Source organism: Methylococcus mesophilus (genome assembly GCF_026247885.1).
In the GTDB taxonomy this organism is placed as follows: domain Bacteria; phylum Pseudomonadota; class Gammaproteobacteria; order Methylococcales; family Methylococcaceae; genus Methylococcus; species Methylococcus mesophilus.
On the sequence record NZ_CP110921.1, the window covers coordinates 1,569,038 to 1,590,768 of the forward strand.

The following is a 21,731-nucleotide window of genomic DNA, read 5'->3' on the forward strand; positions in this document are numbered from 1 at the left end:
GTCTGTCTTTCAAGCCGGGATCTTGTTCGATTGCAGCAGTTCGTCGATGCCGCGGTTGGCGAGGCGGTCCGCGGCTTCGTTTTCCGGATGCCCGGAATGTCCCTTGATCCAGCCCCAGCTCACCTGGTGGCGCTGCTCCGCCTGGATCAGCCGCTGCCACAGGTCGACGTTCTTGACCGGGGTGCGCGCGGCGGTCTTCCAACCACGCTTCTCCCACTGGGCGACCCATTCGGTGATGCCCTTCTTCACGTATTGGGAGTCGGTGACGATTTTCACCGCGCAGGGCCGAGTGAGGGTCTCCAGCGCCTGGATAGCGGCCATCAGTTCCATCCGGTTGTTGGTGGTCTCGCGCTCACCGCCGTAGATCTCCCGGGATTTGCCGCCGTAGCGCAGCAGCACGCCCCAGCCGCCGGGGCCGGGATTGCCGCGGCAGGCGCCATCAGTGTATGCATGTACGATTTCGCTCATTCTTCGTCTTGGCCGTTCGCGCGCCAGTAGAGGTAAAAAGGGATGCCCAGCAGCAGGAAGGCCAGGCCGATGCCGGTTTCCGAGGGATTCTTGAAGATCATGCTGAGGCAGAACAAGCCGGCGACCAAGCCGAAAATCAACGGTACCCAAGGATAGCCCGCCACGTGGTAGGGCCGCGCCACCTCCGGCGACTTGCGCCGCAGTGCGATGACGGCAACTGCGGTGATGCCGTAGAACGCCCAGAGCCCGAAGACCGCATAGTTGAACAGCCGGTCGAAACCGGCCCGGTCCTGGCCGAAGAGCAGTATCAGGAAACTCGCGAACAGCGCCTGGACGATCAGGGCGTTGACGGGCGTATGGTGGACCGGATTGAGCCGCGCCAGCGGACCGAAGAACAGCCCGTCCCGCGCCATGGCGTAGGACACCCGCGCGCCCGACAGGATCGAGCCGTTGAGCGCGGCGAGGGTCGAAACGACGGCGGCGGCGGTGATTGCTGCGCCCCCCCAGTCGCCGAAGACGATCTGCGCCACGTCCTGCGCTACCCGCTGGGAATCCTTCACCGCAGCCAGCGGCAAGGCATAGAAATAGGCCAGATTGGCCAGAAGATAAACTCCCATCACGCCCAACAACCCCAGCAGGAACACTTTCGGGATGGTGTGTTCCGGATCGCGGATTTCCGAGCCCACCAGGGTCAGGTTGTTCCAGCCGTCGTAGGCCCAAAGCACCGCGGCCAGCGCGGCGGCGAAGGCGCCCAACCCCCATGCGGGCACGGAAGAGCTGTCCGGCGCCGGCTGAAAATTGCTCCAGGAGCCCTTTCCCGCCCCGAACACCAGCACGGCCAGGGCGACGATGGCCGCCACCTTCAGGACGGTCAGGAAGCTCTGCACCGCGCCGCCCCGGCCGACGCCGAAACAGTTGATCAGGGAGAACAATGCGACCGCCGTGATAGCAGCGAGCTGTAGCCCCGTCACTCCCCAGCCGCCCTCACCCCACGGCAGGCGCAGCCATTCCTCCTGCAAGCCGTCGACGAAAAACCCGAGGAATATGGCGAAACCGGTTGCGATGGTGGCGATGGAGCCGGTTTTTCCGATGACGACCTGCTGCCATCCGAACAGGAAGCCCCAGAGGGGGCCATAGGCACGGCGGAGGAAAGCATATTCCCCTCCGGCTTCGGGAAAGGCCGCGCCGAGTTCGGCGTAGCTCAGCGCTCCGGCGAGCGACAGCAGGCCGCCGAAGACCCAGACGAAAAACACCCAGCCCACCGAATCGACTTCTCGGGCGATGGTCGAAGGAACGAGGAAGATGGCGGTACCGATCACCGAACCGGCCATGAGGGCGCCCGCGCTGGCCCAGCCCAGGGCGCGCTTCAGCTCCGGCGCCCCCGTATCCGGCGACTTCATGACTTTATTTCCCACGATATGAGCAAAGTAACGATCCACCGGCAAAGCCAGTGGCTTTCGACAGCTGGCCCCTCAAATGGGCCTGATCGCCCGTCGGACAAAAGCCAAGTCGTCACCCCGGCAGGGATTGCCGGGGTGCAGTGGCCACGGATGGCTGCAACCTCAGACACCCCTGTGAGCTGGATTCATGCCGAGCTGTCCTGCCCGGCACCCTGCGGGTCGGTGCCGCTCCGCTCCCCGCGGATTGGTCCGGCAATCCATGCCGGAATGACGGACCAACCAGTTGGACAAAGCTCCACTCCTGGTTCTGTCAAACCTTGAGAGCCCCCCGGCCAAGCCGGGGGTTTTCCCGCGATAAACAAGCCACCGCGGCACGGTGCCGGACGGGTCACAACCGGTTTTCGAGGACCAGAAACCACGGCCGCTGCCGCGTGGGTTGCAGCAGGCCGTCCTTGTTCAGGGCGACCGTGCTCCGCGAAACGGAGTTGCGGACGTTGCCGCCGATCGCATCGACGCTTCCGCCGTTGTGCTCGACCACGATGTCGCAATGCAGCTTGGTGTCTTCCAGCATGTAGGTTTCCAGCGGACGCGTGACGCTCGGCAGGCCGTAGCGCTCGCGGCTGGCGCAGATGAGGTCGCCGGGACGGGGGCTGTACTCCTTGATCGAGTGGGGAACGAAGGCCGAATACATGCCATCGGACTTGCGGATGATCTGGCTCAGATAGACCCAGTGGGCACTGGCCGGGGGAAATTGGCTTTCCGACACGCCGGCCATTTCCATCACCCAGCTCACGAAGGCGGCGGACCAGGGCTGGGAACAATTGAGCCCGGACAACCCCGGCTTGTTCACCGCCTGCCAATAGCGGCTGACGCGCTGGATGTGGGATTCATCCTCGTCCTCCCAATAGCCGACATGCGGAATGCTCTCCTGGCCTCCGTCGTAGATGACGCGCTGGGAGCCGAAGAACTCCCACTCGGAGTTCGCCAGCGACAATATCCGGCGCTTGATCGCCGATAGCGTCGGCTCCCTCGCGCCAGGCTTTTCAGCCGACGCAACCGGCTCGGCCGAAGGTACGGGCTGAGTCGGCGCCTTCTTCGCGCCGCCGCAGCCGGCGATGGCAACGCAAAAAGCCAAAGCGCAAAAATGCAGGCTCAGCCGCCCGGCGCGCCACTGACGATTTCCCTGATTCAAGCGATTCATCCCAATTTTCCAGCAAAATTCCCCGACGGACCCGCTTTTCCAGTCCAGTTCCGAAGCCCCCGCTAGCGCGGCGGGCGCTTGGCCTCACGGAACCAGGCCCGGTACTGTTCCATACGCGCCGCCTGATCCGCCGGAGCGTGCCGGGTGCAGGTGGAATACTCTTCGGTTCCGCGCTCGGCGCCCCAGCGCACTTCCACGCAATCGTTCGGATTATACGCAACTTCCAGGGCTTTCCGGCGGGCGAATACCTCGGCCAGCGAAAGCTGCCAGGGGCTGCCGTCGCTGCGGCGGTAGACGATGTGCGCGTCGCGGATGCGTTCGGAGTCCATCCGCTCCAGCCTCGCCTTGACCTCGGACGGAGACTGGCCGTGCAGGACGAACAGTTCCGGATAACGCACCACTTGTTCCGGGAGCTGCGAAATCACGTTGAGGGCGATGATCAAGCGCATGTCCCGCGAAGGCGTCGAATAGTCCTCCCAGGGGCCGATGGTCTCGAAGACAGCGCTGCCGGACGGCATGGCGATCACGGCGCGCGAATTCTTCCGGAAATACGTCTCGCCGTTTTCCACCGAAGCCACCCGCGTCTCCAACTGTTCCATCAAGGCCTCGAACATGGCCTCGTAAGCCTGTTGCGGGTCCAACCCCTGGGGATTGATCAGCCGTCCCATTTCGGCATAAAAGTCCTCGGGCGACAGCTCGCCCTGCTCGACCGAAAACGGCGCAGTCAGGGCCGAGTCCGCCAGCTCCGCGTTGCCTGGCATCCGGACAGCCGCACTGGCGGACACGAGCGGCCGGAAAGCCTTGAAGCCCGGACCCGCGCCCCTCACGTCGTCGGCGAAGAGAAACGTCCCCTCCCAGAACCGCTTGCGGCTGATGGAGTTGTCGGGCTGAGCATCCACGGCAAGCAGCATGCCGTTCCGGTTCGCGGACTGAGGCACCCATTTGGCGACCATGAGCACATGGCCGTAGGGGTCGGCATAGACCGTGCCCGGCCACAGATACTCCCGCTTGAGCGGCACCGGGTAGAAATCCGTGGCGCTGTCGCGCAGGCCGGTGCGGGCGCTGCCGGAATGCACCGTGTCCATCACCTTGCGGATCACCCCCGTGAATACGCCCGCTGGCGCCGGCCCCCGCGCGAAGGCATCGGCGACGTTCGCCGCACCGCAGCGCGGCGGCTGACCGGCTGAACCGCGGCTGCAGCCGCGGTAGGCTACGGGCAAGCCGATTTTCCAGGCGAAATAGGCGCGGAGGTAATACGGCAAGTCCGCGCAGTCGGGGTCGGAGGGAATGCGCCGGTCCTCGCCCGCCCCGAAATAGTCGTACAGGAAATTGCGGGAAGGGTCCGTCAGCACCGGCTTGAGCGATGGGAGGTTGACGCTTTCCTCGAGTGGATAGTCGAACAGCGTTTCGACCCAGGCTGAAAAGAACGCCTCGGTGCCCCGGTCCCAACGCCCCGGCCGGCCGGCCGGCGTGCTGCCGTCCACGCTCAGATCCAGACATGCAAGGTCGCCGGCGGCGCCGCGCGCCTCCACCCGATAGTCGCCGCGCGCAGCCCGGTCGATCTCAGCCGCCAGGCTCCAGGGCGGCCCGCCCCGGCTCTCGGCCTCCAGCGGCAACTCGTTTCCGTCCGGCGCGCGCACGAAGAGGCTCCGGATCGGCGCGTCGGCGGAAACCGCCAATATCTTCAGCGGCTCCCCCGGCACGGGAACGCGCGGCGAGACCCGGATCGAAGCGCCGGACGCCGCAGACTCGCACGGCGGCAAGCCGGAAACCTCACCCGCCGCCGCATCCCACAGCATCCCGGCGAGACTCAGCAGGGCAACCACACGGCACCAGAACGCTACGAACATCGGCCACCTGTCAATTCAATGCACGGCGCCACCCGCCGCGGTTTTCCGCCTCGATAATATCAGGGATCGGGCAACGGAAGCCGCCGGGACGGCGAGGCCAGCCTTGCGCCCGAATCGTTAAAGTTTTGATCCAGATCAATTTTCGATGCGCCAGAATCCGTATAGTCCACCTCTGGGCCTCGCGCCCCAATCTGGCGCAAGAGGTCCGCGTCCAGAACCACACACACACTAAAATGAGGAGGAAAGAATCCATGGCATTAATGACCTGGACCGCAGCAGAGTTCGGTACCAACGTGGGCTTTGCCGATGACCAGCACCAGACCATTTTCGACATGGTCAACAAGCTGCACGATACCGCCGCCACGGGCAATCGCGCCGAAATCGGCAAGCAACTGGACGCGCTGATCGATTACGTCGTCATGCATTTCCAGGCGGAAGAAACCGAAATGCAGAAGAAAGGTTATGCCGACTTTGAGGCTCACAAAGCCGAACATGTGAAACTCGTCGGCGTCTGCGCCGATCTGCAGAAAAAGTTCCACGCCGGCCAGGCCGAGGTGAACCAGGACACCACGCGCTTCGTCAAGGACTGGCTGGTCAATCATATCCCCAAAGTCGACAAACTGTACGGACCCTGCCTGAGCGCATAAAGAGCGCAGTCTCCCCGGCCCCGCTCCAACGGGGCTGCCCGTCTCCCGGAAGCATGGACGCTTCCACTCCAGACCATCCCACGGTCGCCTCTATCTCCCGAGGCCGCTTGATGGCATGATTGCGCGGCCTTACCCCTGTCCGCCGCACGCATCGACCGGATCCCCGACATGACCATCCTCAGCATCATCCTGATCACCTTCCTCGCCGGGGTGGCGAGCATGGGCATCCACGGCCTGATCCAGCGCAGGGTCGACCATCGCAAACTGCGCAACCACAATGATGTGGCGGCGGCCGTCTACACCAATTTCGGCGTTCTGTTCAGCCTGATCCTGGGCATCCTGGTCGGCCAGGGCGAGGAGCGGCTGGGCGATCTTTCCTCAGCCACGGTGCACGAAGCCGCCATCCTCATGGATCTGGTCAATGTAGCGGAAGCCTACAACGACAAGGTCGGGCATGCCGTCCATGCCGCCGCGGTGGGCTATACAAATGCCGTAATCGAGCAGGAATGGCCGTTGCTGGCCGAACATCAGGGGGGGCGGATCAAGCGTGCGCCGTTGGAGCAGCTTTGGCGGGTCAGCAAGGCGATCGACCCGGCCGAGCCGCGCGGCCAGGCACTCTACGACACGACCGTCTCAATGCTGGAAAACCTGGCCGAAGCCCGCTACGAACGGATTTCCGCCGCGAACGACGATCTGAGCGAACTGCTCCGGTTCGTGCTTTGGGTAGGCGCCGCTTTCACCATCGCCTTCCTCTGGTTCTTCGGCGCCGAAAACCAGAGGGTCCAGCTCATGCTCACCGGCATCGTGACCAGCATGCTGTCATTGGTTCTGATCCTGGTGTTGTCCATGAACAACCCCCTGTCGGGCGATCTCGGCGCGCAGCCCGAACCGTTCGTCAAACTGCTGCAAGACTTATCCTCGCCGTCCTGAGGCGGTCCATCATTCGTCACGCAATACGGCGAATTCTACGAACTCGCCGGTAACCGCCACTTCCCGGACGTCGAGCCCAGCCACCCGCGCCAGGGGCGGACCGCGCCGGCACCAGGACAACAGAGCATCGACCGTTTCCGCATTACCCTCGGCGACCAGTTCCACCCGTCCGTCCGGAAGGTTGCGCACCCAGCCGGTCAAGCCCAGTTCCGAAGCCTTCCTGGCCGCCGATGCCCGGTACCAGACCCCTTGCACCCGTCCGGCGACATGGACGTGAACCCGTTTCATATTTCCCGATCGCTCCTTATTTTTCAACGATGAACAGCCGGCGCGAGGATGCGCCAGCACACATGGATCTTGGGGTTGCGCTCGAAGTCCTTCGGCAAGGTGAGGCGGCTGATGTCCTCGACCGCACAGCCCGCCAGGGCCGTCTCGTCGAGTTTGAACCTGCGGCAGTTGGTGGAAAAAATCAGGATGCCGCCGGGCTCGAGCAGAGAAACGGCTTTCTTGAGCAGCGGCCCCTGGTCGCGCTGGATGTCGAAACTGCCAGCCATCCGCTTGGAATTGGAGAACGTCGGCGGGTCGAGGAAAATCAGGCCGTAGCGGCGCCCGCGGGTGACCGCCTGATCCAGCCAGTCCAGGCAATTGGCCTGGATGCGCAGATGATCGCGTTCGCCGAAGCCGTTCAGCGCCAGGTTGCGGCCCGCCCAGTCGAGATAGGTGTGCGACATGTCGACCGTAGTGGTCGAGGCCGCGCCGCCGCCGGCCGCGTATACCGTCGCCGTGCCGGTGTAGGCGAACAGGTTGAGGAAATGGCGGCCGCGCGCCGCCTGCTGGATCAAGCCGCGGGTGATGCGGTGGTCGAGGAACAGCCCGGTGTCCAGGTAGTCTTCGAAGTTGACCCAGAAGCGCCAGCCGCCCTCCACGACCACGTGGAAATGCGCGGTCTGGTCCTGTTTGACGTACTGCGCCTCGCCCTTCTGACGCCGCCGCACCTTGAGGAAAATCTGTTCCCGCGGCACTTGCAGCACCTCCGGAATCATGGCGACCGCTCCGGCCAGCCGTGCTTCCGCCTTCGCCGGATCGACGCTGGCAGGCGCTTCGTATTCCTGCACATGAACCCAGAGCTTCTCGCCCTGGTAAACGTCCACCGCCACCGCGAATTCGGGCAGGTCGGCGTCGTACAGCCGGTAGCAGCTCACCCCGCTCTTGCGCGCCCAGCTTCCCAAGCTGCGCAGGTTCTTGCGCAGGCGGTTGGCGAACATTTCCGCCTGTTCCGTAGGGGCGGCACCGCGCCCGGCTTTTTCCATGATCTGCCGCAGCTTCTTCTGGCCTTCGGTCTCCGGGGCGCCGGAGCGCGGGGTGAAGAACCGTTCGGGCGCGATGTCGAACAGGAACAGCCGGCACTCCAGCGCGCCGTTGTAGAGTGTGTAGTAACGCCCGGCCCGTATCCCGATCTGGAAAGCCAGCTCGAAATTCCCGGTGAGCAGGGCGGCTTTCCAGCCCCGGAAATGCTGCTGCAAGGCTTCGCCGAATTCCCGGTAGACAGGGATCAGACTCTCGACGTCGCCCAGCCGTTCGCCGTAAGGCGGATTGACCACGACCAGCCCCCCCGCCCCTTTCGGGCGCGCCTCGGCGGCAGCCCTGCGTTCGACGTGGATCCGGCCGCGCAGGCCCGCCCTGTCGATGTTGTTGAGTGCCAGATGGATGGCGCGGCGGTCCATGTCGTAGCCGAGAATGGGCGGGAGGCGGGCCAGCCCGGCATCGCCCCGTTCACGGGCTTCGGCCAACAGCTTCCGCCACAGGTCGATGTCGTGCCCTTTCCATGCCAGGAAGCCGTAATGGCCTCGCAGCAGGCCGGGCGCGACGTCCGCGGCGAGCAGCGCGCCCTCGATCAGCAAGGTGCCGGAACCGCACATGGGATCGATCAGACTGCCTCCCTGTGCCGCGGCTTCCGGCCAGCCGGCACGGATCAGGACCGCCGCCGCCAGGTTCTCCTTGAGCGGCGCCGGCCCGGCTTCGGTACGGTAGCCTCGCCGGTGCAGGCTGTCGCCCGAGAGGTCCAGGCTGATGACGGCCTGGTCAGCGTCCAGATGTGCATTGATGCGGATGTCCGGCTGTTCGAGCTGCACCGATGGCCGACGTCCGCAGCGTTCGAGGAACTGGTCGGCGATCGCGTCCTTGACCTTCTGGGCGCCGAACAAGGTATGGGTGATGGCCGAGCGGCGGGAGGAAAAGTCGATGGCAATGGTCGCCTCGGGCTCGAAATGCCGGGCCCAGTCGGTGCGCCGCACGCCGTCGTACAGCGCCTCCGGCGTCGCCGCGGCGAAGCAGTCCAGCGGCATCAGTATCCGGTTGGCCAGCCGCGACCACAGACAGGCACGATAGGCCGTTTCGAGCGTGCCGCGGAACTCGACCCCGGCGCGGGTTTCCTTGACGAACTCGGCCCCAAGGCCGTCCAGTTCACGGGCGAGTAAAGGTTCCAGACCCTTGGGGGCCGTGGCAAAAAAATCTCGGATTGTTGGCATGATGAATCGATCGAACTATCAGAAAGAGGCCGAGGTCACCCAGTCGCGCAGGGTCGTCCCGGCCAGGGTGGCTGACAGCGACGTCTCCGCGGCGGCCAGCCCCAGGGCGACCGGCGCCGGGACCGGCAAACCGTCCTCATCCCCGCGCAGGGCTTCGAGCACCTCGAGCACGGCTATCGTCCCCGGATCTCGGGCGGGCAGGAAACCCGGACGCCCGTGGTCGATGGCGACGATGAAGCCGGCCTCCTGCAGCAGCGCCAGCAGTTCCCCCGTCAGGACCTCGGGCAATTTGAGCGCTTCGGCCAGGTCCGGGAGGCTCGGCGGTCTTTGTCCGGCCAGGAAACGCTGAACGATAAGGTACAGGACCGCCAGGCCGCTGCGCTCCCACAGGCGGTTGTCCGCCCTCGCCCTTCCCCCCGACTGGCCGATGCATTGGGGATTCTGGAAGAAAAAACTGCTTTGCGCGCCCAGCAGCACGATGAGCCAGCTCACGTACAGCCATACCATGAACAGCACGAGGATGGCGAAGCTGGAATAGACCGCATGGTATTGCGAAGACCCCGCGACGAACTCCCCGAACACCCAGCCCGCTACTTCCCACATCGCGCCGGCCACGACGCCGCCGAACAGGGCCGAGCGCAACTTGACCCTCGCGCTGGGAATGACCCGGTAGAACAGGGTGAAAGCCAGGATGATCGCCGCGTACGGAAGTACGTGATCCGCCAGGCTCCAGGCCCAGCCGGCCGCGCCTCGCCCGGAGTGACGGCCCAGGAGTCCGGTCATGCTGCCGAAGGCCGAAAACAGCAGCAGCGGGCCGACCAGGGTGAAGCTCAGGTAATCGCCGAGCCGGCGCCAGAGGTTGCGGGAGGTGCGGGTGCGCCAGACGTGATTGAAGGATTCCTCGATTTTGTCCAGCATGGTGATGCTGACGTAAAAGAGGAACAGGAATCCCAGGAAACCGAGCACCCCGACCTTCATCCGCTTGACCGAGTCGATGATGGCGTCCTTCACCTGCTCCGCGTTGACCCCCAGAGGATCGAGCAGTTCCGACAGCAACGGTTCCAACTCGGTGTGCGCACCGAAAGCCTTGAGCACGGAAAACGCCACGGCGAGCAAAGGAATCAGCGCCAGCAGGCTGGTATACACCAGGCTCATGGCGCGGTAATCCAGCCCGCCGGCGCGGATTTCGCCCGCCAGCGCAACTGCCCAGCGCAGAACAACGGTCAAGCCGCGGCGCACCGGCTCGTACGCTGCACGGACTGGTAGCCGATAGGAACGCTTCATCTCAAAAATTCGAATTTCTCACTCCGCAGCCGCCTCCAGATCGGGCCGGCAGCGGTACAGTTGCCGTTCGTAGGTTTGGGCGGTGGCCGCCACTTTTCTGGCGATGTTTATCAGCCAGCTCTTGGACACGTAGCTGCGGCGCTGCCACCCGCCCCAGCCTTCATGATAGGCAAGATACAGGTTGTAGGCGTCGCGCTTGGGAATACCCAGGCGGTTCTGCGACTGATGCGCGTACCAGCCGATGAAGTCGGCGACATCCGCCAGATCGTCCCGATCGCCACCGGAATTGCCGCTCTTTTCGGTATAAAGATCCCAGGTTCCGTCCAGCACCTGGCCATAGCCATAAGCCGAGGTCGGATGCCAAAGCGGTATCCCCAGGAACCGGACCTTCGGCGGCCGCGCGTCTTCCACGAAATCCGACTCGTGCTTGATGATCGCCATTTGCACAGGAATGGAGAGCCCCCATTTCAGCTCCGCCTGGCGGGCGCCTTCGTACCAGTCATCCTTTTCCCTGAAGATGGAGCAGATGTCGGCGGGGTTGCGAGGCGGCGAGGTGGCGCAACCCGCCAGGACCAGCAAGCCCAGCACGATGGTCTTCTTCATGGGTCCTTGGCCGAAACCGCCGTCAGCGGTGTTTTTTCGCCGGCTTGGTTTCCGATTTCCTTGCCTTCGGGCCATGTCGGCCGGAAGCCTTGGAGGCGGAGGATCCGCCCTTCCCTTTCCGCGAGCCGGCCGTCCCGATCTTGGCCTTGTGGGCCGGCCCGGATTTCGCCGCCGGCTTGGCCCGGGCCGCGGCCCCGCCGCTGTCCGCCGAAGGCTGGCTCGCCGGCGGACGGACGGGCACAGCAGATTCGGGAACCTCGGCCGGCGGGTAAACCGCCACCAGCTTGCCTAACTGCCGGTAATGCAATGCCTCCAGCACCATGGCATTGGTGTTGGCGCTCATCGCCCGGTTGGGGCGATCCTTGGCTTCGTACCACCCGCCATACCAGCCCTGTTCCGGATCGAACAGGCCCGCGGCCTTTTCCGCCAGTTGCCGGCCATAGTCCGCATCGTACAGGACATGCCAGCCGACGGCATCGCCTGCGCTCAAGAAGCGGAGGTCCGAAGCCTCCCTGGCATCCGCCGTGAGCGTCTGCCACGGTTTGGTCCCGGCATTTACGGCGTTGTAGACGAAATACGGCGCCTCGTCGACGGGGCCGGAACTGACCGCCGTCAACTTGCCGGTCGCCTTGAACCGGTTTTCCTGGGCGCGGAATATGCGCCAGGCATCCTCCCGTCCGCTGCGGTCCCAGCCGAATTCCAGCCCTTCGAGGACATAGGGTTCGCCGACGGTATAGTTGCGGGTGGAAGATTTTTCCGGCGGCCGCTGGTCGACCGGAACCTGCACACCCTGGACCTTGGCGTAGCCGTACGAGGCCGTGGTCACCGGCACGCCACTTCCCATCAGCGCGAGGGCCTTCGCCGCATAGATTTCGTAAGCCCCCCGGCCTTCCTGCGAATAACCCACTTGGCCCTGCGCGTCGACGACCGCGCCGGTCAGCGCGCCTTCCCGCGTCAGCCGGTCCAGCCGCCAGCGCCGCACTACGGCACTCACCTCGGCGGCGTGACCCGGATAGTTCCAGACGACGACATTCAGCGGCACCAGCACGCGGGCGATATCGACCGCCGACCAGCCGACGCCCTGGTCCGACGGCAGGCCCTCGGCATCCGCCATCCCGAGGGTTTCGGTGAGATAGAAGCGGTTGGGGAGTTCGCCCTGGAACAGGGGTATCCTAGCCAGGGCGTTCAAGGCCCGGCCCAGGCGCTGGTCGAACTCGGCACGGTCGATGACGCCGAGGCGATAGGCGGAAATCATGGCCAGCAGATGGGAGCCCGTGTCCCACAGCGTGGTGACGGAACGGCCGTCGGCCGCATTGGCCAGCCCCGTCGCCTCCCGCGAGTTGCGCTGGAAATAGCGCCAGGCGGCCCGGGCCCAGCGGGTCTCTTCCTCGGACAAGGCGCCGTGGCGGGAAGCGGGTATTTCCCCGGCGGGAAGCGGCGGCGGCACGGGGCGGGAAGGCGTCTCCAGCAGCGACACCAGCGCGGCCGCGGTCAGGAGACCCAGGATCACCACGAGATGCTGGCGTGCAGCAAGTAATGCGCTCGGAAAGCTCATGCCTGGACCTCTTGCGCGTCAGATGGTTCGACGGGAACGTTCCGCGCCGAGAGGCTCACGGTGCCCGACAGCAGAACGACGTTGTAAAGCCCCCACAAGCCGTTGGCGAGGAGGCCACCCGGATCCGCGTGGCTGCCGAAGGCCAGGCGTGCCAGGGCGAAAAACATCCCGCCCAGCGTCAACGCCGTGGCCGCGATACGGAATTCGGCCAGCCGGGACAGGTCGCGCGCCCGGTTGCTTCTCGAAACCGCGGGAAACCGCCGCCCCCGCAGCACGGACCACAAGGCGTGCAGATCCACCGGCAGCAGGGCCAACGACGCGGCCCGCTGCCGAAAACAGGACACGCCCCAGGTACCCGTCATCACGGCAAACTCCGCAGCCAGCAGGAACGGCAGGAGATGGACGAAAAACTGCGGGGAATAGGCGTCAACCGGCGCGATGCCGGTGTACAGAAAGACGATCGGCGCCAACAGGAAAACCGAGTGCCACAGGGAGCCGAAGCAGGACCAAAGGGTCTGAGCATACAGGAGCCGTTGCGGCAGGCTCAGACCACGGGAAAAAACCGGGTTGTCGCGCAGCGCGATCTCCATGAAACCCAGGGTGCGGCGGAAACGCCGGACGACCGCATCCCGCGAAGTCTGCGGCGAGAGCATCTTCGACTCGATCCGGGGATGCAGGATGGAGCCCCAGCGCCGGTTGCGGCAGCCATGGAGCACTATGGACGCGTAGAAGTGTTCGGATTCGCGCAGATGATACGGCGCCACGCCGGCGTCCGCCGCCGCTTGGCGAGTCACCGATTCGACGAAATCGGCACGGCATTCCCGGTCGCTGATCCCCTTCGCAACCCGGACGACCGCCTTGCCCAGCCGCCTGGCGCGGGCCAGCTCCACCGCCTCCACGAGCGCATCGCTGCGGTAGACAGCGCCCGCGCCGCACGAATAGGCCGCGTCGGCGCGGTCGCGCCGTCGCTGGATCACGCCAAAAAACATGGCCGGATCGCTGCCGAACGGGTCCCTGCCGATCCGTATCGGTCCCGCCACCGCCTCGCACGCTTTTCCGACCGCCAGGCCCGGAGTGCCGAAACGGCGGCCCAGGACATCGCCCAGCGGGACACCCTGGGGAATATCGTCATACCACTGCGGCGTCTGCACCCAGGCCACGTCCGGATCGCGGAAATACCCCAAGGTATGTTCCAGAAAGGAGGGAAACAACCGGGTGTCGGCATCGCAGAACACGATGAAATCCCCTTGCGTCTCCTCGACGATCCGGCGCAGATTGTGCGTCCCCAGGCCGTCCTGCTCCTCCGGCACGATGTACGCCACCTTCAGGGACTCGGCGAGCTGCCTCATGGCGGGGCGGCGGCCCGCATCGTAAAGATGCAGCCTTATGTCGATCTGATAGGGATATTTCAGCTTTTTCGCATCTTCCAGGCTTTGGCGGACCAGCGCCGCATCCTCATCGCAGGTGGCGACACACACATCCACGGCCAGCGGGCGGTGGGGCGCGGCGAGATCGGAAACGCACTCGGAAATCCAGTAAGGCGCAGGCCGCGAGGGCCGGTCGGCCGTCCGCCACAAATTGTAGGCAAACAACGCCCAAGCGAGATAGGCGCAGCTTTCGGCAAGAACCACCGGCACCGAGAACCACAGCGCGTGCTCGTTCAAGGAAGCAGTCCAGCGCCAGGCCAGATACCAGGCCCCCAGGGCCAGCGCGATGGTCGCCAGGTACTGGAAAAGCGACTCGCGCCACGGCGACCGGGGTAGCGGCTCAGGCGCCTGGCGCTCCTCGAACCATTCGAAATTGTGCCCCATCATCTTGCCCCGCAGTTCAGATCGGCCCGGCAATTCGGCCCGCCGTGATAGTAAGGCAGAACCGCCAGAGCCGGAAGCTCAACGACCGCCCCACAAAAAGGAAAAGGCCCCACCCGTCAGGGTGGGGCCTTTTCCAGGACCGTCGAACGGCTTTAGCGAGCGCCAGGCTTACATCATATCGCCCATGCCACCCATGCCGCCCATGCCGCCCGGCATCGGCGCCTCTTCCTTCGGCTCCTCCGCGACCATGGCCTCGGTCGTGATCATCAGAGAAGCGACGGAAGACGCGTTCTGCAGTGCGGAACGGGTCACCTTGGCCGGGTCGAGAATGCCCATGGCCACCATGTCGCCGTACTCGCCGGTCGCGGCGTTGTAGCCGAAGTTGCCGGAACCTTCCGCGACCTTGTTCAACACCACCGACGGCTCGTCACCCGCATTGGCGACGATCTGGCGCAGCGGCTCTTCCATGGCGCGGCGGGCGATGCTGATGCCGACGTCCTGATCATGGTTGGCGCCCTTGAGGTCGCGCAGTTTGGCCAGCGCCCGGATCAGGGCCACGCCGCCGCCCGGCACGATACCCTCTTCGACCGCCGCGCGGGTGGCGTGCAGCGCATCTTCGACGCGGGCTTTCTTTTCCTTCATTTCGACTTCGGTGGCAGCACCCACCTTGATGACGGCGACGCCACCGGCCAGCTTGGCCAAACGTTCCTGCAGCTTCTCGCGATCGTAGTCGGAAGTGGTGTCTTCCACCTGCTTGCGGATCTGCGCCACGCGGCCCTGGATGGCATCGCTGGAGCCGGCGCCGTCGATGATGGTGGTGTTTTCCTTGGTGATCTGGATCTTCTTGGCGGTGCCCAGATCGGCCAGGGTCGCCTTCTCCAGGCTCAGGCCGATGTCTTCGGAAATCACGGTGCCGCCGGTCAGCACGGCGATGTCTTCCAGCATGGCCTTGCGGCGGTCGCCGAAGCCCGGCGCCTTCACCGCCGCGACCTTGAGGATGCCGCGCATGTTGTTGACCACCAGGGTGGCCAGGGCTTCGCCCTCGACATCCTCGGCGATGATCAGCAGCGGACGGCCGGCCTTCGCCACGCCTTCCAGCACCGGCAGCAGCTCGCGGATGTTGGAGACCTTCTTCTCATTGATGAGAATGAACGGGTTCTCCAGTTCGGCGCTCATGCTCTGCTGGTTGTTGATGAAATAGGGGGACAGGTAGCCGCGGTCGAACTGCATGCCCTCGACGATATCGAGCTGGTTTTCCAGGCCCGAACCGTCCTCGACGGTGATGACGCCTTCCTTGCCCACCTTGTCCATCGCCTCGGCGATGATGCTGCCGATGGATTCGTCGGAGTTGGCGGAAATGGTGCCGACCTGGGAGATCGCGTTGCTGTCGGTGCAGGGCACGGACATGGCGTGGATTTCCTCCACGGCGGTGGCGACGGCCTTGTCGATGCCGCGCTTCAGGTCCATCGGATTCATGCCGGCGGCGACTGCTTTCAGGCCCTCGGTCAGGATCGATTGCGCCAGCACGGTGGCGGTGGTGGTGCCGTCGCCGGCCACATCGGAAGTCTGCGAAGCGACCTCTTTCACCATCTGGGCGCCCATGTTCTCGAACTTGTCGGACAGCTCGATTTCCTTCGCCACGGACACGCCGTCCTTGGTCACGGTGGGAGCGCCGAAGCTCTTTTCGAGCACCACGTTGCGGCCCTTAGGACCCAGGGTGACCTTCACCGCGTGCGCCAGGATGTTGACGCCCCGCAGCATGCGGGCGCGTGCGTCGTCGCTGAACTTGACTTCTTTAGCTGCCATTTGGATTTACCTGCGATATTGATGATTGATTAAGGACTTGGGAATCTGCGAGCGGAGCTAGAGATCAGCTCTCGAGAACGGCCAGGATGTCGTCCTCACGCATCACCACCACATCTTCTCCGTCGACCTTGACCTCGGTGCCCGCGTACTTGCCGAACAGGACCTTGTCACCCACCTTGACCTGCAGGGCACGCACCTCGCCGTTGTCGAGGACCTTGCCATTGCCGACGGCCAGGATCTCGCCGCGCATCGGCTTCTCCGCAGCGCTGTCGGGAATCACGATTCCGCCTGCACTGGTGCGCTCCTCTTCCAGACGCTTGACGATGACACGATCATGCAAAGGACGAATTTTCACGGTAACCTCCTGAATTCCTGATGAAATCGACTGAAAACCCAAGCGAGCGCCCGACATGGCTGTTAGCACTCCCTTGAAGTGAGTGCCAAATGATAGCGATGGATGGGTGGGTGTCAAGCGGAGCCGTTGTTGTCGGGTGGCACTTGATTTGAAAAATCGCGGGACTTGAAATGAAACAAACGGTCGTGGGTAAACGCGAGGGAAGACCCAGATGTTTTTTGGGCTCTGTGGCTCTATTGGGCACCTCGGTTTTTCGAGGTGCCCATGGCTCATCGCGGACGGTGCGTTGGCGGACGCACGCCCATATGGCCGCGCTCCATGGGATGATTGCCGGCCAGACTCCGGCTCCCTACGACTTTCGGCGCGTCGATGAACGACAGCATGGAGGTCATGGATGACATTTCCGCTGCAATCATTGGGCGTTAAGAACGGAACGCGGCGGCCTTCTTCGAGGGTACTCGCTTTCACCACGGCAGCCGCTATGCCGAAGCATGAGAGTCATTTTTTAACGTTTGGTAAGCTATTGATCTATTGAATAAAGACCACAATTGTCCGGTGTCGCCCAGGTTTTCATTCCGAGAGCCTCCCCCTATGCGTAGCACCGGGAAAATCCACTGTCACCCGCGTCCCCGCACCTGCTTGACTCGTGATTTGCAGGGGCCAGCCGAAGCGGTCGGACAATCGCTTGACGATCGTCAGGCCCACGCCGTAGCCCTGGCCGCGTGGAGTTCCCCGGAAAAACGGATGGAATATCCGGCTTACTTCTTCTTCCGACATCCCTGGACCACTGTCCTCGACACTCAAGCGCCGATCTCCGATGCACACGCGGACGTAACCCGAGTCGGTATAGGTGCAAGCGTTCCGGATGAGATTGCCGAGCAGAATGGAGAGGACACGCTCGGAGGCTATTACGATCAAACGCCCCTCGGACTCCAGGGAAGTGGTGACGGATTTTCCCTCCAGGAGAAGCCGTGCCTGGTCGAGTTCTTCCTCGGCCAGCGTATTGAGGCAGACAGGCTGCAACGGCAGTCCCTGCTCCGACTCCCTGGAAAGCAACAGAAATGCCTCCGTCAGCTCTTCCATATCCTTCACCGCCCGTTTGACGCGGACGACACAATTGTGCGCCGACGCGGGCAAGTCCCTTTCGTCCATGAGAAGGTCGGCGGCAATTCGGATCACCGTAATGGGAGTCCGAAGCTCATGACTCACGTCCCGCGTGAACGTCCGTTCGCGCTCGACGAATTGCCGGATACGCCGCGCCATGCGGGCCAGCGCCTCCGATAAGGCGCTGACCTCCTGATCCTCTTCGGCCGGAAGGCGTTCCAGGGAGAGCAGACTCTTCTCCGGCACGCCGGGGTCGATGTCTCCGACCTGCCGCGCCAAGCGAAGTATCGGCGACACGGCGCGCCTGGACAGGTAATAGCCGGCCAGTGCTGCAAGATAAATCCCGAACAGACTCGCCGCCAGCGGCACCATGCCAAAGAACAATGCCAGTTCTTCGACCCGTTGCCCGTCGAAGATGAGGAATAAGCGGGATCCGCCTTGCCTGGACACATAGGCGATGACGAACGAGTCCGCGCGGGAGAGGTCATGAAATCCGTCCTGAAGACCGCGAATATCAAGGGGAACCGAGTCCCCAGCGTCTCCCTTGGCAACATAGCCTTTCATGTTCCGGGTATCGGGGGCTGGGAACGACGGGTCATCCCGCAAGCGGTCCCAGAAATGTTCCGCCTCGTCACGCAAAGCCTGCTGGATAAGCAATGACTCCAAAACGTACTTTGCAGCGACCACGCCGAGAAACGCGGCCACGCCGATGAAAACCGCCTGGAGCAGAAAAACCCTGGCGAGCTTACGGCCGATCTGGGGTCGGTTCTTCATGAGGGTCGATCAACCGATAACCTATGCTTTGCATCGTGCAGATCATCTGGCCGGAAAACGGCTTGTCCACGATCTTGCGAAGGTTATACACATGACTGCGCAGCGTATCGCTGTCAGGAAGTGCCTCTCCCCAAACTTCACGCTCGATTTCCGGCCGGGTGACTAGCCGGGGAGAGGCGCGCATCAGAATTTTAAGAATTTTCAAGCCGGTCGGAGAGATGTCGAGCCGATGGCCGGAACGCTCCACCTGCAGTGTCCCCAGGTCCAGGCTGAGGTCGCCCACCTGCAGCCGCTCGGGGCTTACGCTCCCCCTGTTCCGCCGTATCAGAGCGCGTACCCTGGCTTCCAGCTCTTGTATGTCAAACGGCTTGACCAGGTAATCATCAGCGCCGACATCCAGGCCGGAGATCTTGTCCTGCACCGTGTCACGCGCCGTCAGCATCAATATGGGAATGGCGCTGCGCGCATCCTTCCTCAGCTTTTCGCATATCTCCATCCCATCCAGGCCCGGCAGCAGCAAATCGAGAATGATGGCGTCATAGCTGCCGGTTACAGCGAGATGCAAGCCGGTCACTCCGTCGCCCGCATGGTCCACGACGTATCCCCGCCGCTCGAAATAGTCGTAGACCATTTCTGCGATATCGCGATGGTCTTCGACGAGGAGCAAGTGCCCCGATCGCCCGGTCGTCACAGGTAAACCCCTCCACGTGAGTGCCACGAGGCGCATGCGCCCGCGACAAAATACTCAGATTCACGTTTTCTTCACGCACGAAACACGTGCGCTTCACACCCGACGGATTAGTCTGAATCCGCCCGTGGAAGCCCCGCGGCTGACATCACGGGCCTGAAGAATCACACAATCGACCAAACGGAGATACTCCCATGAAATTCCAGAATGCATTGCACGGCGCCCTGATAGCCACAGCGGCAGCCATGTCCCTTTTGAGCGTTACCCCTGCCAACGCAGCGGCGACGCCTGAGGGCTACGCTAAATGCCGCAAGCTGAAGCTTGTGGATTACCCCGGAACCATTGTCGACGCGGCCGTGGCAACGCCTCAGTTGAGCACCCTGGTCTCTCTCGTCACAGCGGCCAACCTTGCGCAAGCCCTCAGTGAACCGGGACCGTTCACCGTGTATGCTCCCACCGATGAAGCCTTCGGCAAAGTCCCCCCGGCAGTCCTGAACGCCATCGGCAGCAACTCGGAAGTGCTCAGTGCCGTGCTGACTTATCACGTGACACCGGGCAAAGCCGATCCGCGAAAATCGGTTTCTCCCCGGGAAATCAAGACGCTGCAGGGTCAAACGGTGTTCTTCCACTATGATGGCGGCCCCCAGATCAACCAGTCGGCCGCGAGCTGCCAGGGAGTGAGAACGACCAACGGCATCGTCTGGCTGATCGACAGCGTATTGCTGCCCCAATTCAAATGATGCCGTATCGACCCGCATACGGGCGCCCCGGAGAGGCGCCCGTCATCTGAATGAATACAAACGGCGTGGGGTTTCGCAACTCCACCACCCTATTGGCTGCCATTGACACGAACCAGGAGGGGTACGAAGACCATGTTTCCAAACAGGATAGCACTGGTGCTTAGCCTTGGCGTGCTCAACGGATGCGCAGAAAGTATGAAACCCATACCGGTCGTTTCCCATGTAGACATACAGAAATTCATGGGCGATTGGTATGTCATCGCCTGCATCCCCACGTTCATCGAGACAGACGCCTATAACGCCATAGAGTCTTACCGCCTCAACGACGATGGATCCATCGCTACCACCTTCACGTTCAGGAAAGGTGCGCCCGATGGGCCCTTGAAAAAATATACGCCCACCGGCCATATCATCGACAAGACCTCCAACGCGGTGTGGGGCATGCAATTCATCTGGCCCATCGACGCCGAATATCTCATCGCTCATCTCGAAAAAGATTACCGATATACCATCATCGCCCGCAACGCCAGGGATTATGTATGGATCATGGCCAGAGCCCCGAGGATTCCAGGTCAGGACTACGAGCGCCTGTCGAACATCGTCAAGATCCTGGGCTATGATGTAACACTGCTCCGCAAGATACCGCAACAATGGTAACGGCAATATCGCCATGGCCTGCTGAAGCCCCGATGCATAATATAAACCCGAAGCAACACAAATCGGAATAATACTGGCCCAATGAAAATAGCAATTATAGGAACTGGTATTTCAGGAATGACGTGTGCTTGGCTGCTGCATCGCCGCCACGATATTCATCTGTTCGAAGCGAGCACTTATCCAGGCGGACACACTCATACTCAGGAGATATCTCTTGATGGGACACATGTTCCAGTAGACACCGGCTTCATCGTATTCAACGACCGTACGTATCCCAACTTCAGCCAGCTACTGAACCGACTGGGCGTCAGATCCAGAAATACGACCATGAGCTTCAGCGTCAGCTGCCAACGCAGCGGACTGGAATACGCAGGAAATGACCTTAACGGACTGTTCGCGCAGCGAAGCAATGCCTTCAGCCCGGCATTTTTCAGGATGCTGAAGGACATTCTGCGATTCAATAGCCATGCGTCGACATCGATAGAAACATCGAACGGTGACATCACTCTCGGCGAGTTTCTCCGCCAGCACGGCTATAGCCGGGAGTTCCGGGAAAATTACGTCATCCCCATGGCTGCCGCCATCTGGTCCGCGGAACACGAGCAGACCCAGGCGATGCCTGCCCGCTTCTTCGTGGGCTTTTTCGAGAACCACGGCCTGCTGAGCCTCAGCGGCCGCCCCCAATGGAAGTTCATCGAAGGAGGCTCGCGAAGCTACGTCGACAAACTGTTGGCTCCCTTCCGGGGCCAACTTCGCTTGTCCACACCGGTAACCGCGTTGCAACGGTTCGACACCCACGTCGACGTTCGCGAGGCATCCGGGAAAGCAGAACGATTCGATGCAGCCATCGTGGCAACGCACAGCGATCAGGCACTCGCCCTCTTGCAGGATCCCTCGCGGGAGGAAAGGGAAATCCTCAGCGCAATTCCCTACCAGAAAAATGAAGCAGTGCTGCATACCGACACGGCGGTACTGCCACGCCGCCGGCGGGCTTGGGCGGCCTGGAATTACCTGCGTCCAGCCAGAAATCAGCGCCGCGTGGCCGTCACCTACAACATGAGCCTGCTGCAGCAACTGCCCTCCCAGGAAACCGTATGCGTAACGCTGAACAGCACCGAAAGCATCCGTGAAGATTTGATCGTCAACCGGATGACCTACCACCATCCCGTATTCAATTTCGAAAGCCTGGCGGCCCAGCAACGATGGCGGGAAATCAACGGCGGGCGGCGAACCTGGTATTGCGGAGCCTATTGGGGATACGGCTTTCACGAGGATGGCGTGAATAGCGCCATGCGAGTGGCTGAAGATATAGATCAGGTTGGAGCATAAC

At 62.9% G+C, this 21,731-nt stretch carries 20 protein-coding genes; 5 read left to right on the forward strand and 15 right to left on the reverse strand.

Features of this window, described 5'->3' with window-relative positions; genetic code table 11:
* Positions 1 to 9 precede the first annotated feature (9 nt).
* From rnhA to OOT43_RS07265, 4 genes are all read right to left on the reverse strand, one after another.
* Positions 10 to 468, reverse strand: coding sequence for a ribonuclease HI (rnhA, locus tag OOT43_RS07250; RefSeq protein WP_266024166.1), 459 nt, complete (start codon positions 466 to 468; stop codon positions 10 to 12).
* Positions 465 to 1,868, reverse strand: coding sequence for an APC family permease (locus OOT43_RS07255; RefSeq protein WP_266024167.1), 1,404 nt, complete (start codon positions 1,866 to 1,868; stop codon positions 465 to 467). The genes rnhA and OOT43_RS07255 overlap by 4 nt, the downstream gene beginning before the upstream one ends.
* Before the next feature lie 388 nt (positions 1,869 to 2,256).
* The gene (locus OOT43_RS07260) at positions 2,257 to 3,069 is read right to left on the reverse strand and encodes a DUF2272 domain-containing protein (protein WP_266024168.1); all 813 of its coding nucleotides are present in this window, start codon (positions 3,067 to 3,069) and stop codon (positions 2,257 to 2,259) included.
* A 62-nt stretch (positions 3,070 to 3,131) separates the two neighbouring features.
* Positions 3,132 to 4,919 (reverse strand): hypothetical protein, encoded by a 1,788-nt coding sequence (locus tag OOT43_RS07265; RefSeq protein ID WP_266024169.1) that lies wholly within the window; start codon positions 4,917 to 4,919, stop codon positions 3,132 to 3,134.
* A 251-nt stretch (positions 4,920 to 5,170) separates the two neighbouring features.
* Between OOT43_RS07265 and OOT43_RS07270 the strand changes: the two genes are divergently transcribed.
* Both OOT43_RS07270 and OOT43_RS07275 read left to right on the forward strand, forming a co-directional pair.
* Entirely contained in the window at positions 5,171 to 5,566 is a 396-nt protein-coding gene (locus OOT43_RS07270) for a bacteriohemerythrin (protein WP_266024171.1), read from the forward strand.
* Positions 5,567 to 5,734: 168 nt separating this feature from the next.
* Positions 5,735 to 6,496 carry a bestrophin-like domain gene (locus OOT43_RS07275; protein WP_266024172.1) on the forward strand — a complete coding sequence of 254 codons (762 nt, stop codon included), beginning with the start codon at positions 5,735 to 5,737 and terminating at the stop codon, positions 6,494 to 6,496.
* Between the two features lie 9 nt (positions 6,497 to 6,505).
* On the opposite strand, the gene OOT43_RS07280 is transcribed toward OOT43_RS07275, so the two are convergent.
* The 11 genes from OOT43_RS07280 to OOT43_RS07330 all read right to left on the reverse strand — a co-directional run bounded on the left by OOT43_RS07280 (position 6,506) and on the right by OOT43_RS07330 (position 18,983).
* Entirely contained in the window at positions 6,506 to 6,784 is a 279-nt protein-coding gene (locus OOT43_RS07280; protein ID WP_266024173.1) for an acylphosphatase, read from the reverse strand.
* 23 nt (positions 6,785 to 6,807) lie between these two features.
* Positions 6,808 to 9,024 (reverse strand): bifunctional 23S rRNA (guanine(2069)-N(7))-methyltransferase RlmK/23S rRNA (guanine(2445)-N(2))-methyltransferase RlmL, encoded by a 2,217-nt coding sequence (gene rlmKL, locus OOT43_RS07285; RefSeq protein WP_266024174.1) that lies wholly within the window; start codon positions 9,022 to 9,024, stop codon positions 6,808 to 6,810.
* Between the two features lie 18 nt (positions 9,025 to 9,042).
* Positions 9,043 to 10,308, reverse strand: coding sequence for a YhjD/YihY/BrkB family envelope integrity protein (locus OOT43_RS07290; RefSeq protein ID WP_266024175.1), 1,266 nt, complete (start codon positions 10,306 to 10,308; stop codon positions 9,043 to 9,045).
* Between the two features lie 18 nt (positions 10,309 to 10,326).
* Positions 10,327 to 10,911, reverse strand: a complete 585-nt coding sequence (locus tag OOT43_RS07295) for a transglycosylase SLT domain-containing protein (protein WP_266024176.1) — start codon at positions 10,909 to 10,911, stop codon at positions 10,327 to 10,329.
* Between the two features lie 22 nt (positions 10,912 to 10,933).
* On the reverse strand, positions 10,934 to 12,466 hold the full coding sequence (locus OOT43_RS07300; protein WP_266024178.1) for a DUF3131 domain-containing protein: 1,533 nt from the start codon (positions 12,464 to 12,466) through the stop codon (positions 10,934 to 10,936).
* Positions 12,463 to 14,310 (reverse strand): glycosyltransferase, encoded by a 1,848-nt coding sequence (locus OOT43_RS07305; RefSeq protein ID WP_266024179.1) that lies wholly within the window; start codon positions 14,308 to 14,310, stop codon positions 12,463 to 12,465. Before OOT43_RS07305 ends, OOT43_RS07300 begins: the two co-directional genes overlap by 4 nt.
* Before the next feature lie 135 nt (positions 14,311 to 14,445).
* On the reverse strand, positions 14,446 to 16,083 hold the full coding sequence (gene groL / locus OOT43_RS07310) for a chaperonin GroEL (protein ID WP_266024180.1): 1,638 nt from the start codon (positions 16,081 to 16,083) through the stop codon (positions 14,446 to 14,448).
* Positions 16,084 to 16,147: 64 nt separating this feature from the next.
* Positions 16,148 to 16,438 carry a co-chaperone GroES gene (gene groES, locus OOT43_RS07315; protein ID WP_169604285.1) on the reverse strand — a complete coding sequence of 97 codons (291 nt, stop codon included), beginning with the start codon at positions 16,436 to 16,438 and terminating at the stop codon, positions 16,148 to 16,150.
* A 269-nt stretch (positions 16,439 to 16,707) separates the two neighbouring features.
* A complete protein-coding gene (locus tag OOT43_RS07320) occupies positions 16,708 to 16,830 on the reverse strand; it encodes a hypothetical protein (protein WP_266024181.1) in 123 nt (40 codons plus the stop codon).
* A 178-nt stretch (positions 16,831 to 17,008) separates the two neighbouring features.
* Entirely contained in the window at positions 17,009 to 18,316 is a 1,308-nt protein-coding gene (locus tag OOT43_RS07325; protein WP_266024183.1) for a sensor histidine kinase, read from the reverse strand.
* Positions 18,288 to 18,983, reverse strand: a complete 696-nt coding sequence (locus OOT43_RS07330) for a response regulator transcription factor (RefSeq protein ID WP_449406832.1) — start codon at positions 18,981 to 18,983, stop codon at positions 18,288 to 18,290. Before OOT43_RS07330 ends, OOT43_RS07325 begins: the two co-directional genes overlap by 29 nt.
* 215 nt (positions 18,984 to 19,198) lie before the next feature.
* On the opposite strand from OOT43_RS07330, the gene OOT43_RS07335 reads away from it, so the two are divergent.
* The 3 genes from OOT43_RS07335 (at position 19,199) to OOT43_RS07345 (ending at position 21,730) form a co-directional block, all read left to right on the forward strand.
* Positions 19,199 to 19,744: a fasciclin domain-containing protein gene (locus OOT43_RS07335; protein WP_266024185.1), complete on the forward strand. Its 546-nt coding sequence runs from the start codon at positions 19,199 to 19,201 to the stop codon at positions 19,742 to 19,744.
* A gap of 195 nt (positions 19,745 to 19,939) precedes the next feature.
* Complete coding sequence (locus OOT43_RS07340) at positions 19,940 to 20,401, forward strand: lipocalin family protein (RefSeq protein ID WP_266024186.1); 462 nt, start codon at positions 19,940 to 19,942, stop codon at positions 20,399 to 20,401.
* Positions 20,402 to 20,482: 81 nt separating this feature from the next.
* Positions 20,483 to 21,730, forward strand: coding sequence for an NAD(P)/FAD-dependent oxidoreductase (locus tag OOT43_RS07345; RefSeq protein ID WP_266024187.1), 1,248 nt, complete (start codon positions 20,483 to 20,485; stop codon positions 21,728 to 21,730).
* Position 21,731: the final 1 nt, after the last annotated feature.